At 68.8% G+C, this 12,641-nt stretch carries 14 protein-coding genes; 3 read left to right on the top strand and 11 right to left on the bottom strand.

Annotation, left to right across the window (positions count from 1 at the left end):
- Positions 1-44: 44 nt before the first annotated feature.
- From rdgB to clpS, 6 genes are all read right to left on the bottom strand, one after another.
- Positions 45-722 carry an RdgB/HAM1 family non-canonical purine NTP pyrophosphatase gene (rdgB, locus tag AC1DZQ_RS19120; RefSeq protein ID WP_476964978.1) on the bottom strand — a complete coding sequence of 226 codons (678 nt, stop codon included), beginning with the start codon at positions 720-722 and terminating at the stop codon, positions 45-47.
- A complete protein-coding gene (gene rph / locus AC1DZQ_RS19115; protein ID WP_476964977.1) occupies positions 719-1,477 on the bottom strand; it encodes a ribonuclease PH in 759 nt (252 codons plus the stop codon). The genes rdgB and rph overlap by 4 nt, the downstream gene beginning before the upstream one ends.
- A gap of 53 nt (positions 1,478-1,530) precedes the next feature.
- Positions 1,531-2,328, bottom strand: coding sequence for an MBL fold metallo-hydrolase (locus tag AC1DZQ_RS19110; RefSeq protein WP_476964976.1), 798 nt, complete (start codon positions 2,326-2,328; stop codon positions 1,531-1,533).
- Positions 2,325-3,362 carry a glutamate racemase gene (gene murI / locus AC1DZQ_RS19105; protein ID WP_476964975.1) on the bottom strand — a complete coding sequence of 346 codons (1,038 nt, stop codon included), beginning with the start codon at positions 3,360-3,362 and terminating at the stop codon, positions 2,325-2,327. The genes AC1DZQ_RS19110 and murI overlap by 4 nt, the downstream gene beginning before the upstream one ends.
- A gap of 85 nt (positions 3,363-3,447) precedes the next feature.
- Positions 3,448-4,014, bottom strand: a complete 567-nt coding sequence (locus tag AC1DZQ_RS19100) for a DUF2017 domain-containing protein (RefSeq protein ID WP_476964974.1) — start codon at positions 4,012-4,014, stop codon at positions 3,448-3,450.
- Positions 4,007-4,372, bottom strand: coding sequence for an ATP-dependent Clp protease adapter ClpS (gene clpS / locus AC1DZQ_RS19095; RefSeq protein WP_476964973.1), 366 nt, complete (start codon positions 4,370-4,372; stop codon positions 4,007-4,009). Before clpS ends, AC1DZQ_RS19100 begins: the two co-directional genes overlap by 8 nt.
- Before the next feature lie 37 nt (positions 4,373-4,409).
- Here clpS and AC1DZQ_RS19090 point away from each other — a divergent pair, with 37 nt between their 5' ends.
- The 3 genes from AC1DZQ_RS19090 to AC1DZQ_RS19080 all read left to right on the top strand — a co-directional run bounded on the left by AC1DZQ_RS19090 (position 4,410) and on the right by AC1DZQ_RS19080 (position 6,836).
- A complete protein-coding gene (locus AC1DZQ_RS19090) occupies positions 4,410-5,738 on the top strand; it encodes a nicotinate phosphoribosyltransferase (protein WP_476964972.1) in 1,329 nt (442 codons plus the stop codon).
- Positions 5,739-6,413: an isochorismatase family protein gene (locus tag AC1DZQ_RS19085; protein ID WP_476964971.1), complete on the top strand. Its 675-nt coding sequence runs from the start codon at positions 5,739-5,741 to the stop codon at positions 6,411-6,413.
- Positions 6,414-6,488: 75 nt separating this feature from the next.
- Complete coding sequence (locus AC1DZQ_RS19080; RefSeq protein ID WP_476964970.1) at positions 6,489-6,836, top strand: hypothetical protein; 348 nt, start codon at positions 6,489-6,491, stop codon at positions 6,834-6,836.
- A 109-nt stretch (positions 6,837-6,945) separates the two neighbouring features.
- Here AC1DZQ_RS19080 and AC1DZQ_RS19075 read toward each other — a convergent pair whose 3' ends face one another.
- From AC1DZQ_RS19075 to AC1DZQ_RS19055, 5 genes are all read right to left on the bottom strand, one after another.
- Positions 6,946-8,733, bottom strand: coding sequence for a DEAD/DEAH box helicase (locus AC1DZQ_RS19075; RefSeq protein ID WP_476964969.1), 1,788 nt, complete (start codon positions 8,731-8,733; stop codon positions 6,946-6,948).
- A gap of 251 nt (positions 8,734-8,984) precedes the next feature.
- Positions 8,985-9,302 carry a DUF3039 domain-containing protein gene (locus AC1DZQ_RS19070; protein ID WP_427130602.1) on the bottom strand — a complete coding sequence of 106 codons (318 nt, stop codon included), beginning with the start codon at positions 9,300-9,302 and terminating at the stop codon, positions 8,985-8,987.
- Between the two features lie 60 nt (positions 9,303-9,362).
- Positions 9,363-10,145 carry a glucosamine-6-phosphate deaminase gene (nagB, locus tag AC1DZQ_RS19065; RefSeq protein ID WP_476964968.1) on the bottom strand — a complete coding sequence of 261 codons (783 nt, stop codon included), beginning with the start codon at positions 10,143-10,145 and terminating at the stop codon, positions 9,363-9,365.
- Between the two features lie 59 nt (positions 10,146-10,204).
- Entirely contained in the window at positions 10,205-11,776 is a 1,572-nt protein-coding gene (locus AC1DZQ_RS19060) for a transporter (RefSeq protein WP_476964967.1), read from the bottom strand.
- A complete protein-coding gene (locus tag AC1DZQ_RS19055) occupies positions 11,758-12,555 on the bottom strand; it encodes an ABC transporter ATP-binding protein (RefSeq protein ID WP_476964966.1) in 798 nt (265 codons plus the stop codon). Before AC1DZQ_RS19055 ends, AC1DZQ_RS19060 begins: the two co-directional genes overlap by 19 nt.
- Positions 12,556-12,641: the final 86 nt, after the last annotated feature.

Raw genomic sequence — 12,641 nt, 5'->3', positions numbered from 1 at the left:
CCGGCGCGGCCTCGGGTGCCCGGCGCAGCCCAGGCACCGGCCGGCTACTTCCCGGCCAGTGCCTCGACGATGGCCGGCAGGAGCGCCCGGAACGCATGGCCCCGGTGGCTGATGGCGTTCTTCTCCTCGGAACTGAGCTCGGCGCAGCTGCGGTCCAGCCCGCTCGGCTGCAGGACGGGGTCATAGCCAAAGCCACCCTCCCCGCGCGGCTCGCGCAGGAGTGTCCCTTCCAGCTGCCCGTATTCCACGACTTCCCGGCCGCCGTCGGGCGAGGACCCCGGCACCGCCAGCGCCGCGGCGCACACGAACGCGGCCCCGCGGTACTCGTCCGGCACGTCGGCCAGCTGGGCGAGCAGCAGCTGCAAGTTCGCGGCGTCGTCGCCGTGCCGGCCGGACCAGCGCGCCGAGAAAATCCCGGGCGCTCCGCCCAGCACGTCGACGGCAAGTCCGGAGTCGTCGGCGATCGCCAGGAGCCCCGTGGCCTCGGCCACCGCCCGGGCCTTCAGCAGCGAGTTTTCGGCGAAAGTCACGCCGGTCTCGGCGACGTCGGGGGCGCCGACGGCGCCGGCGTCCACCACCTGCGTGTCGACGTCGAGCCCGGGCACCTGGCCGCGCAGCAGTTCACGCAGTTCCCGGAGCTTGCCTTTGTTGTGGGTGGCGAGGACGAGCCGCGGGCCCGGGCCGTCGGCTTCCGGCTGGCCCGCGAGTGGCGTTTCCGTCACGGAGCCTCCGCCAGGGTGTCGCGCTGGATCGCGGCGAGCTGCTCCGTGCCCAGCAGCGCCAGGTCCAGCAGCTTGTTCAGTTCGTCGCGGTCGAAGGGCGCGCCCTCGGCGGTGCCCTGAACTTCCACGAACTTTCCGGAGCCGGTCACCACGACGTTCATGTCGGTCTCGGCGCGCACGTCTTCGACGTAGGGCAGGTCGAGCATGGGCACGCCGTCGATGATGCCGACGGACACCGCGGCGATCGTGTCGATCAGGGGCTGTGCGTTGCGGCCGATCATCTTCTTCTCGCGGGCGAACCGGATGGCGTCGGCCAGTGCCACGTAGGCGCCGGTGATCGCCGCGGTGCGGGTGCCGCCGTCGGCCTGCAGGACATCGCAGTCCAGCACGATCGTGATCTCGCCGAGGGCCTTGGTATCGATGATGGAGCGCAGCGAGCGGCCGATCAGCCGGGAGATCTCGTGGGTGCGGCCGCCGATTTTGCCTTTGACCGATTCACGGTCGGACCGGGTGTTCGTGGCCCGGGGCAGCATGGCGTATTCGGCCGTGACCCAGCCGCGGCCCTCGCCCTTGAGCCAGCGCGGCACGCCTTCGGTCAGGGAGGCCGTGCACAGGACCCGGGTGTTGCCGAACTCGATCAGGGCCGAACCTTCGGCCTGCTTGGACCAGCCGCGCGTGATGCTGATCGGGCGCAGCTGGTCGGGAGTACGGCCGTCGGCGCGGATGACGGGGACACTGGGAGCTTGGGAAGTCATGCCTTTAGCTTATCGACTCACCCGGTCCCGGCCGCGCCGGCGCTCAGCGCGCGCTAGATGGTGTAGTGCACACCCGCGACGGCGACGGCCACGTCCTTGCCGAAGACGTCCTTGGCCTCGGCCATGACGGTGGTCGGGGACGTCCAGACGGGAATGTGGGTCAGCAGCAGCCGGCGGGCCCCGGCGGCGACGGCGGCCTCCCCCGCCCGCTTGCCCGTCAGGTGCACGTCCTTGATCCCGTCGTCGCGGCCTTCCTCGAACGCGGCCTCGCACAGGAAAAGGTCGGCGTCGCGGGCGGCGTCCTCAAGGCCCACGCAGGAGTCTGTGTCCCCGGAGTAGCTCAGGATGCGGGTCACCGGCGTGCCGTCCTTGTCGGGCTCGGCGACCTCCACGCGGAGCGCGTAGGCCTCCTCGACCGGATGGTTCACCGCGTAGGGCGTCACCGCGAACGGGCCCACGCTCACGGGTTTGCGCTCGGACCAGTTGCTGAAATCGAATTCCTCGTGCATTCCCGGATCCAGGTCCAGCCCGTAGGCCGTGGCCATCCGGTCGGCCGTGGCGGCCGGCCCCCACACCGGAATCCTGCCCCGTCCCCAGCCGCCCGGCTTCCAGCGCACGGCAACGTGGAGCCCGCACAGGTCCATGCAGTGGTCCGGGTGCAGGTGAGTGAGGAAGATCGCGTCAATGTCCTCCAGGTCCGTGTAGCGCTGGATGGCGCCGAGCGCCCCGCTGCCGAGGTCCAGGACGATCTTCCAGTTCCGCTCGCCGTCGTTGGCGGTCAGCAGATAGCACGACGCCGGCGAGCCGGGCCCCGGGAAGGAGCCGGTACAGCCCACGATGGTCAGCTTCACAGCAGTGTTCCCCCGCCCGCGGGTCCGCCCACAAAGTTGGAGATCCGCGGCCGGCCCGCGACGGCCTGGGCCGCTGCGATCATCTCCGGGGTGATCCGGGCGAGGCTGCCGGTGGGGTACTGCGCCGCGACGTGGTCCACGTGGCGGACGCTGAGGACCTCGGGGCCGAGGAAGCGCCGGGCGAGGTGCTCAAACTGGGCGGCGTCGCCGGTGGCTATGAAATTGTGCTCCGGCGCCGTGGCATCGGCGCGCTCGAGGCCCCGGGAGGCCAGGGCGCGGTAGACGTCCTTGGCCGTTTCCTCGGCGCTGGAAACCAGCGTGACGTCCTCGCCCATGACGAAGGAGATCACGCCGGTAAGCAGCGGGTAGTGGGTGCAGCCGAGCACCACGGTGTCCACGCCGGCGGCAATGAGCGGTGCCAGGTAGTCGCGCGCGACGGCGAGCAGTTCCGGTCCGGTGGTAATCCCGGCCTCCACGTACGGCACGAACGCCGGGCAGGCCACGGACGTGATCTCCAGGTCCGGGGCCGCGGCGAAGGTGTCCTCGTAGGCGCGCGAGCCCACCGTGGCCGAGGTCCCGATCACGCCCACCCGGCCTGTTCGGGTTGCCGCGACGGCACGCCGCACGGCCGGCTGGATCACTTCGATCACGGGGATACCGTACCGGGCTGTGTACCGTTCGCGGGCGTCGCGCAGCACGGCGGCGGACGCGGAGTTGCAGGCGATGGTCAGCAGCTTCACGCCGGAATCCACGAGCTCGTCCATGACGCCGAGGGCGTTGGCCCGGACTTCGGCGATGGGAAGGGGGCCGTAGGGGCCGTGCGCGGTGTCGCCGACATAAAGGATGGATTCGTTGGGCAGCTGGTCGATGATCGACCGGGCCACCGTGAGGCCGCCGACGCCGGAGTCGAAGACGCCGATGGGGCGCGAGGCCAGCTCTGATGCCGGCGCAGGTCCCGTGGGGCCACTTGCGGTGCTGCTCGCTGGGGAGTCCGCAGCAGTCGCTGCCGGATCCGTATTCGATGCTGAAGTCATGATTATTCGAGGATAGGACAACACCTGCGGGGCAGCCATTACATTGTGGTGTGCAACTCGTGTCTCATGGGTCACACCTTCGCGCTCAGCGCCGGGCATCGAGCGAGTGCACCATGGCCTGGACCAGCGACTCCTGCAGCCACGTCGTGAAGTTGTACACCAGCGCCAGGTAGCTTTCCACGTCCTCGGCCTGGGCCCAGTCCTGCATGAGGTGGACGTTGTCGGCGTCGGCGTCGTCACGGATGTCGAGGCGTTCGGCCAGCACCAGCCGGACATCATTGAGCGCGGTGGCCCAGTGCCGGGCGTCGTCCGGGGTCAGGATGAGGTTTTCCCGGTCCAGGCTCAGGGCGGCCGCCTTCAGCGCACCGATCTTGTTTTCGCGCAGCGACCGCTCGGTGTAACGGCGGAACTCCAGGGAGGCGTCGTCGTCGTTCTTCATCACGTTCGGCAGCAGCCGCCGCATGGCGCGGTCCGAGGGTTCGCGGGCTTCGGTGTCCAGACCCACCAGGGCCGCCAGCGGGTCCTCGTTGGCGCGCTGCTCCGGCTCCAGCATGGAGATCACGTCGTCAAAAAGGCTGCGCAGCAGTTCCCGCTCGGCCGGCTCCAGATAGCCCTTGATGCCCTTGAGCCCGTACTTGAATGCCTTAGCCACGTTTTCCCTTGCCTTTGCCGGAACCGCCCGCGTTGCCGCCCGTGGCTTTTTCCACCGTCGCCCAGAGGCCGTAGCCATGCATCGCGACGGCGTGCTGCTCCACCTGTTCCTTGCTGCCGTGCGCCACGATCGAGCGGCCCTTCTTGTGGACCTCCATCATGAGCTTGTTGGCCTTGGTCTCCGAGTAGCCGAAATAGCTGCGGAACACATAGCTCACATAGCTCATCAGGTTCACGGGATCGTTCCAGATCACGAGGTTCCAGGGGACGTCCGGGGCGGTCAGGACGTCGCCGGACGTCACTGTTCCGGTCTGGGTGCTCTCCCGCGTGTCGGGGCCGAGCGCAACGCTAAGGGTCATCTGTCCATTCTATGGGGATGCACACTAGAGTGAATTTGTGAGTACCTCCGCCGGCTGGGACCGTCCCCGCACGTCCCTGTACACCGACCATTACGAGCTGACCATGCTGCAGGGCGCCCTGCAGTCCGGCGCGGCCCACCGCAAATCGGTCTTCGAGGCCTTTGCCCGGAGGCTCCCGGACGGGCGCCGCTACGGGATCGTGGCCGGCACCGGCCGCCTGCTGGAGGGGATCGCGAACTTCCGCTTCGGCGAGCCGGAACTGGACTACCTGCGCCGGACCAAGGTGGTCAACGACCAGACACTGGAGTACCTGGCCGATTACAGCTTTTCCGGCGACATCTGGGGCTACCCGGAGGGTGAGGCGTACTTCCCGAACTCCCCCGTACTGATTGTCGAGTCCACGTTCGCCGAGGCCTGCATCCTGGAGACGTATCTGCTCTCCGTGCTCAACCACGACTGTGCGATCGCCTCGGCCGCCTCCCGGATGATCTCCGCGGCCGGCACCCGCCCGTGCATCGAGATGGGATCGCGCCGGACGCACGAGGAATCGGCCGCCGCCGCTGCCCGGGCCGCGGTCATTGCCGGGTTCGACAGCACTTCGAATCTGGAGGCCGGATTGCGCTACGGGCTGAAGACGGTGGGCACGGCCGCCCATTCCTTCACCCTCCTGCACGACACCGAGCGTGAGGCCTTCGAGGCGCAGATTGCCGCCTTTGGGCCGGACACTTCCCTGCTGGTGGACACGTACGACGTCGAAACGGCCGTCCGCACCGCCGTCGATCTCGCCGGGGACAAGCTGGGCGCTGTCCGGCTGGACTCGGGCGACCTCGTGGCCCAGGCCCAATGGGTGCGGCAGCTGCTCGACGAACTCGGCAACGACCACACCAAGATCGTGGTGACCTCAGACCTCGACGAATTCGCCATCGCGGCGCTGGCGTCCGCGCCAGTGGACTCTTACGGCGTGGGCACCTCGCTCGTGACCGGTTCCGGGGCCCCGACCGCGAGCATGGTCTACAAGCTCGTCACCCGTACCGACGATGCCGGCGATTTCATCTCCGTGGCCAAGGCCGCGAAGAACAAAGCCAGCAAGGGCGGCCGGAAGTACGCGCTGCGCAAGCTCAACGAGCGCGGGACCGCCACGGCGGAAATCGTGGGCGTCGGCCATCACCCGGAGGACGACGGCAACGACCGCCCGCTGCTGCAGCAGTTCGTCAAGAACGGCGAGCTCCTGCCCGGATGGACCGGCCCCGAAGGGGTCCAGCGCGCGCGCCGGCGCCACGCGGAGACCATGCGGGAGCTTCCCGCGGTGGTCAACCGGCTCCAGCGCGGCGAAGCGGCCATCCCCACCATCTACGAGGAGGACTAAATGTCCCGCGCCCTGATCATCGTTGACGTCCAAAACGATTTCTGTGAAGGAGGTTCCCTGGCCATCCCCGGCGGGGCAGGCCTCGCCGGCGAAATCAGCGAGTACGTTGACGCCCACCACGGCCAGTTTGACCACGTCGTGGCCACCCAGGACTGGCACATCGATCCGGGTGCGCATTTCTCGGAGGAACCCGATCACGTGGACAGCTGGCCGCGGCACTGCGTGGCTGGCACCCGCGGGGCCGAACTGCATCCCGATCTCGATCCCGAACACATCCAGGCCTACTTCCGCAAGGGTCAGTTCGCCGCGGCGTACTCCGGCTTCGAAGGGCTCCTGGCCCCCGAGGACGACGTCCCCACCGGGGACCGCAAGCCCGGCGCCATGCCCGTATCCGGCACCGGCACCGGCACCGAAGACGCTGTGAGTGCCTTCGCCGCCAGTGATTTCGCCGCCGATGAGGAGGCGATCGGACTGGACGACTGGCTGCAGAGCCACGACGTCGAGGACATCGTGGTGGTGGGGATGGCCACGGACTACTGCGTCAAGGCGACGGCCCTGGATGCCGTCCAGGCCGGCTACTCCGTGACGGTGCTGCGCGGTTTGACGGTCGGCATTGCCGAAGACCTGGACGACGCCGTGGCCGAGATGGAGCTCGGCGGCGTCGATGTCCTCTGAGCCAGTAGACTCGAAATCCTTGCCCTATCGCCAGTCTTGCAATATTGACCGACCCGTAGAACCCCGGAGTACACCATGAAGAAGACCCTGACCGTTCTGATTGCCGCCGGAGCGCTGCTCGGCGCGGCCGGCTGCTCGGCCTCGCCGCAGCTGACCAACGAGGAAACCTGCGCCCGGGTCAAGACCGTGGTCTCCGCCCAGTCGGCCACGTCGGACAAGACCGGCATGACCAGGGTCGCCAACCAGCTGCGGCCCATCAAGGCGGCGGCATCCGAGGACCTGCGGGCTCCGCTGCAGACCATCATCGAATACTTTGACGAGTCGGCCAAGCCCTCCCCGGACACCGCCAAGCTCGAGGACATGAAGGCCGACTACACCGCGGCGGGCCAGACCTACAGCCAGGTCTGCGGCGCCGGCCAGTAACGCAAGCAACAGCAGAGCAGAGTAAACAGCACAGGGACCGGGCCATCGGCCTGGTCCCTGTGCTTTTGTGCTCTGCTTATTGCCCTCTGCTTTATTGCGCTCCGAGGGGCTACTTCCGGCCGATGAACCAGTCCTGGAGCTTCCGCAGTCTGGTCTGCAGCTGTTCCTCGTTGGCCTGCGCGACGGCCGGGCCGCCGCAGACGGTCCGGAGCTTGGTGTGGATGACACCGTGCGGGGTCCCGGTGCGGGCCGACCAGGCCGCCACGTTTTTGGCCAGCTCGGTGCGCAGGTCCATGAGCATCCGGTGGTCCGGCACGGCCGGGGCTGCCGCGGGCGCGGCCTCCGGCTGCGGGGAGCGCCTGTTCTTCCGGTTCAGCTGCTCGTGCTGGCGCTGGCGCAACAGCGTGCCGACCTGTTCGGCGTCCAGCAGGCCGGGGATTCCGAGGAAGTCGAGCTCGTCCTCCGAGCCCACCTCACCGCCGGTGCCGAACTCGCCGCCGTCGAAGAGCACCCGGTCAAAGGAGGCCTGGGAGTCGAGGGCCTCGAACTTGCCCTTCATCAGGGAGTCGGAGGCCTTTTCCTCGCGGTTGGCCTCGTCCATGAGTGAATCTTCAGGGTTGAAGAGGCCGTCGCTGTCTTCCTTCTCCGGGCGGTCCAGGGCGTGGTCGCGCTCGGCCTCCATCGAGTTGGCCAGCGCCATCAGCTGCGGCACCGAGGGAAGGAAGACCGACGCCGTCTCGCCGCGCTTGCGGGCACGCACGAAGCGCCCCACGGCCTGGGCGAAGAAGAGCGGGGTGGAGGTCGAGGTGGCATAGACGCCGACGGACAGCCGCGGAACGTCCACGCCTTCGGAGACCATCCGGACGGCCACCATCCAGCGCTTCTCGCTGGCGGTGAATTCCTCGATCTTGCTGGAGGCCTTGGCGTCGTCGGAGAGGATGACGGTGGGCGATTCGCCGGTGATCTTCTTCAGCTGGCCGGCGTACGCGCGGGCGTCGTCGTGGTCGGTGGCGATGACCAGGCCGCCGGCATCCGGGACGCTGCGCCTGACTTCGCTGAGACGTTTGTCCGCACCGGCCAGCACGGCGGGGATCCATTCGCCGGCCGGGTTCAGTGCGGTGCGCCAGGCCTGGGAGGTGATGTCCTTCGTGACGGCCGATTCCCCGAGCGAGGCGGCCATCTCGTCCCCCGCGCTCGTGCGCCAGCGCATTTGGCCGGAGTACGCCATGAACATCACCGGGCGGACCACGTGGTCGCGGAGCGCCTTGCCGTAGCCGTAGGTGTAGTCGGCCTTGGAGCGCCGGATTCCGTCGCGGTCCTCGGCGTACTCCACGAACGGGATGGGCGAGGTGTCGGAGCGGAACGGGGTACCCGTCAGGGACAGCCGGCGGGCCGCCGGGTCGAACGCTTCGCGGAGGCCGTCGCCCCAGGACAGCGCCTCGCCGCCGTGGTGGATTTCGTCCAGGATCACCAGCGTGCGGGCGGCTTCGGTCTTGGCCCGGTGCAGCATGGGCTTGCTGGCCACCTGGGCGTAGGTCACGGCGACGCCGATGAACCCGCGTCCGTGCTGGCCGTCAGCGTTCTTGAAGTTCGGGTCGATCGCGATGCCCACCCGGGCGGCGGCGTCGGCCCACTGGCGCTTCAGGTGGTCGGTGGGCGCCACGATGGTCACGCGGTTGACCACACCGGAGTCGATGAGCATGGACGCCACGCGCAGGGCGAAGGTGGTCTTACCCGCGCCAGGGGTCGCGACTGCAAGGAAATCCTTGGGATGGATGCTGAAGTAGCTGTCCAGCGCCTCCTGCTGCCAGGCGCGCAGCTTGGGGGCGGTACCCCAGGCGGCCCGCTCGGGATAAGCGGGAGGAAGCGTGGGTCCGCCGAAAAGTGTCTCTGTCATTAAGGCGCCCGCCATCCGCGCATGGCTGCAGCCGACGGAGAAACCCAATTAAGCACAAAAACACCAATCTTTTTCGGATGGACCCGGCGGAACCCCGCAAAGGGCAGTACCCGGACAGCGTGGACCGGCAAGCAGGAGAGCAGAAAATCAGCAGAGCAGGAGTACAGGAATCGGGGGCGCGAGAGCGCACCGCCATAGAGAAACGCCGTCCGGGGACGGCTAACGGATCTTGTTTGGTCCGTTAATTGCCGTTACTTGTCGCCGGAGCCCTTGCCGCCGTCGTTCCCGGGGCGCAGGCCCTCGTAGACTTCCTTGCATTCGGGGCAGACGGGGAACTTCTGCGGATCCCGGCCCGGTGTCCAGACCTTGCCGCAGAGCGCGATGACCGGTTCACCGGACAGCGCGGATTCCATGATCTTTTCCTTGCGCACATAGTGCGAGAAGCGCTCCCGGTCACCGGGCTCGACTTCCTGGCGCAGTTCTTCGCGCTCGATCGTGGCCGTTGACGTCCCGGCTCCGGAGAGCTCGCGCATCGGATCGTTTTCGAGAGGATCGGTCATGCTAGTCATGACACCCATCTTAGCCGGTGGAAGGGCGCCGCCGGACCTGCGCGATGCCGGCGGCGGCGCCTAGAGGCTCTGCCAGGCGGGTTTGTGGTCGTAGCTGTGGCGGTAGTAATCCGCCAGCCGCAGCGACGACGCCGCCGCCTCGTCCAGGAGGATGGTGGCGTGCGGGTGCAACTGCAGCACGGAGGCCGCGCAGATGGCGGCGACGGGGCCCTCCGCGAGGTTCCGGACGGCCTGGGCTTTTTGCGCACCGGTGGCGATCAGGATCACGTGGCGGGCATCCAGGATGGTGCCCAGGCCTTGGGTCAAGACGTGGTGCGGCACGTCGGCCAGGCTGCCGAAAAACCGTGCGTTGTCCCGGCGTGTCTGCTCGATCAGGGTCTTGATCCGCGTCCGGGACGCCAGCGACGAGCCGGGTTCGTTGAACCCGATGTGGCCGTCCGTTCCGACGCCGAGGAGCTGCAGGTCCACTCCCCCGGCGTCGCGGATGGCGTCTTCATAGGCCCGGCAGGCCGCGGGGATGTCCGCCGCCCCGCCGTCGGGCACGTGGACGTTGGCCGGGCTGATGTTCACCCGTGCGGTGAATTCGCGCGCGATCACCTCTCGGTAGGATTCCGGGTGGCCGGCCGGCAGTCCCACGTATTCGTCCAGGGCGAAGGCGCGGACTTTGCTGAAATCCAGGCCGCCGCGCTCGTGCCGCACCGCCAGTTCGGCGTAGACCGGCAGCGGCGTGGAACCGGTCGCCAGGCCCAGGACGGCGTCGGGCTTGCGGCGAAGAAGGGCCTCCACCGCATCCGCAGCCAGCGACGCGATCTGTTTGCTGCCGGGAAGGATGACAACTTCCATGATCCTGCCTTTACTGGCCTACCTGGTGTTCGAGTCTGCGCACTCCCAGCATGCACCCGTCAGCGGTTGACGGCCAGTTGTGCCAGCAGCTCCGGCGCCCGCCGGTCCAGCCATGCTCCGCCGGTCCGGACACCGGCGGCGAAGAGCGCGAGGCCCAGCACGGGTCCGAGGACCAGCGCGATCCAGCCCGGCACGGAACTGCCGGTGATGAACTGCGCGGCCACGAGCGCCGCCTCGGGCGCCACGAGGACCATGAGGAAGGCCATGCCGCCGAACTGCACGGCGAGGGTCTGGGCCACRTTGCCCGGCGGCTTCTTGAACGGGCTGTCTCCCGGCAGCGGGACGCTCACGGTGTAGCGCGCCGAGATCACCGAGGCCAGCCCCAGCCCGGTGAAGAGGACACCGAGGGACAGGCCCAGGACCGCGGGCAGCTTGTCCCAGTCGCCGGTAAAGAAGAACGGCCCGACGCTGAAGAGGACCACCACGGGCAGCGCAAAGCTCAGGCACGCCAGCGCCCGGCCGAGCCGGTCGTCGGCGCCGCGCACACCGGTGGCCACGTGCAGGGCGAAGGCGGTGCTGTCATAGGAGACGTCCGTGGAGATGGACCAGGCCAGGAGGAAGGCCGTCAGCGGCCCGACGAACTGGAACGGGCCGTAGAACCCGCTCTGGCTGCCCTGGAAGAGGAACAGCACCGGCAGGAGCGGAACGACCACGAGCGCGCCGGCGTAGCGGGGATCGCGCAGCCAGTAGTACAGGGACCTCGCGGCGACGGCAGCGGCCGGTGTCGCTGGGAGCAGCCCGAACAGGCCCGCCCCGCCGGTCCGCCGTTTGGATGTCCCGGCGTAGGGCGGGGTTACCAGGGCGCGCTGCAGCAGCAGCTTCCACGCCAGGGCCAGGCCCGCCAGTGTGGCCACCGCGATGAGGAATTTCGCGGCCGCTGCCGCGTAGCTCCCGGCAGCAAGCTCGCCGCCGAGCGAGAAGGCCGCCCCGGCCGGCGTCCAGGACAGGGCCCGGGCCAGGCCGGTCAGGAAATCGCCCGAAGCGGCGATTCCCCTCGCGATGCCCGCCACGATGGGACCCGTGAGCACGAGGGGGATGAGGAAGGCGACCGCGCTGATGTCCTTGAAGCGCCGGGAGCTGGCCAGGCCGGCCGTGGCCGTGGTCACGACCTTGGAGAGAACGACGCAGCTCAGCACGCCCAGCACGGCACCCACGAGGGCGCCAGCCGCGGCCGGCAGGCTGCGGGACCAGGTGCCCACCGTGGCGAGCGCAACGAGCGAGGTAGCGAGACCCGGTATGCCGATCAGGCCGCCGAGCGCCAGCCCTGCCAGCAGCTGTGGCATGGGCACGGCGAAGGTGGTGAACCGGGCAGGATCCAGCGTCATGTCCGCGGCGGAGACCGCGACGGGGATGATGGCCCAGCCCAGCAGTGCCGCGGCGCCGCCCAGGACAACCACGGTCTGGGCGAGTTCAATCTCCACTCCGCGCAGGACGAACAGCCCGACCACCAAGAGAACGACGATTCCCAGGGCATACAGGGCGCCGATCCCGAGGCCCACCAGCTGCCAGGGGCTGCGCCGGACGCTGTTGCGCAGCAGGGTCAGCTTGAGCCTTAGAAGGTGCGCAACCATTCCAGCCCTTCCGTGTGGTTCCGGCCGCCCACGAGCTGGACGAAGCGGTCCTCGAGGCTGGCCCCGGCGCGGACTTCCTCCACGGTGCCGGCGGCGAGGACCCTGCCCCCGGCGACGACGGCGACGTGATCGCACATGCGCTGGACCAGGTCCATGACGTGGCTGGAGACGATGACCGTTCCGCCGGAGGAAACGTAGCGGTCCAGGATGTCGCGGATGTTCGCCGCGGAGATGGGATCCACCGATTCGAACGGCTCGTCGAGAACCAGGAGCCGCGGGGCGTGGATCAGCGCCGACGCCAGCGCGATCTTCTTGGTCATGCCGGCGGAGTAGTCCACCACCAGCGTGCCCGCGTCATTGGCCAGGTCCAGCGCAGCGAGCAGGTCCGCCACCCGCGACGCCACCATCTCCCTGTCCATCCCGCGCAGCAGGCCGGCGTAGGTGACCAGCTGCTCACCGCTGAGGCGGTCGAACAGCCGGACGCCGTCGGGCAGGATGCCCATCAGCTTCTTGGCCTCCAGCGGATGCTGCCAGACGTCGACGCCGTGGACCAGCGCGGTGCCGAAGTCGGGGCGCAGCAGGCCGGTCGCCATGGACAATGTGGTGGTCTTGCCGGCTCCGTTGGGCCCTACCACCCCGTAGAAAGAGCCGGCCGGGACGTCCAGGCTGATGCCGTCGACGGCGATTTTGTCGCCGAAGCGCTTGGCGAGGCCGAGCAGGGACAGGGCAGGAACCGGCGGCGAAGACGGGCCGGGCGGCACCGGGGGCTGGAATGTCATGACGCCAGACTAACTGCCCGGCGGCGCGAAATGGATCGTCCGCAAGGCGTACGTTCCCACGCGCGGGAACCGGCCCCGCTACCGGG

This window comes from Arthrobacter sp. P1_C12_2 (genome assembly GCF_056406415.1).
This window is presented reverse-complemented; position numbering and strand designations above follow the sequence as displayed.

What these genes read in the sequence shown, in the direction of transcription:
- rph (WP_476964977.1), bottom strand. Translation starts at nt 1,477, where the DNA reads ATGACTTCCCAAGCTCCCAGTGTCCCCGTCATCCGCGCCGACGGCCGT.
- murI (WP_476964975.1), bottom strand. Translation starts at nt 3,362, where the DNA reads ATGACTTCAGCATCGAATACGGATCCGGCAGCGACTGCTGCGGACTCC.
- clpS (WP_476964973.1), bottom strand. Translation starts at nt 4,372, where the DNA reads ATGACCCTTAGCGTTGCGCTCGGCCCCGACACGCGGGAGAGCACCCAG.
- AC1DZQ_RS19085 (WP_476964971.1), top strand. Translation starts at nt 5,739, where the DNA reads ATGTCCCGCGCCCTGATCATCGTTGACGTCCAAAACGATTTCTGTGAA.
- AC1DZQ_RS19080 (WP_476964970.1), top strand. Translation starts at nt 6,489, where the DNA reads ATGAAGAAGACCCTGACCGTTCTGATTGCCGCCGGAGCGCTGCTCGGC.
- AC1DZQ_RS19075 (WP_476964969.1), bottom strand. Translation starts at nt 8,733, where the DNA reads ATGACAGAGACACTTTTCGGCGGACCCACGCTTCCTCCCGCTTATCCC.
- AC1DZQ_RS19070 (WP_427130602.1), bottom strand. Translation starts at nt 9,302, where the DNA reads ATGACTAGCATGACCGATCCTCTCGAAAACGATCCGATGCGCGAGCTC.
- nagB (WP_476964968.1), bottom strand. Translation starts at nt 10,145, where the DNA reads ATGGAAGTTGTCATCCTTCCCGGCAGCAAACAGATCGCGTCGCTGGCT.
- AC1DZQ_RS19055 (WP_476964966.1), bottom strand. Translation starts at nt 12,555, where the DNA reads ATGACATTCCAGCCCCCGGTGCCGCCCGGCCCGTCTTCGCCGCCGGTT.